The 203-nt window shown below is 46.3% G+C and carries 1 protein-coding gene; it reads left to right on the top strand.

The features are described from left to right. A partial coding sequence (locus AC0QHF_RS00515) for a hypothetical protein (RefSeq protein WP_324702232.1) occupies positions 1-203 on the top strand: 203 nt, incomplete at both ends.

Raw genomic sequence — 203 nt, 5'->3', positions numbered from 1 at the left:
GGATTCCGACTCTCCCGGGAGTTCAACTTAAAAACCTGGTGGAAAGAAGCGGACAACATTTCATTTTTGCAGCGGTTGAGCTATTTCATTTCGGACATCTTGCTGGCGACGATACCCGACGATAACATCGTCATTTTTGTCGATGAAATTGACAGTATTTTGAGCCTCGATTTCCCCGTCGATGACTTTTTCGCCCTGATCCG

Source organism: Lyngbya sp. CCY1209, assembly GCF_055795065.1.
The sequence above is the reverse complement of the archived record's forward strand: the minus strand, read 5'-3'. Positions and strand labels throughout refer to the sequence as shown.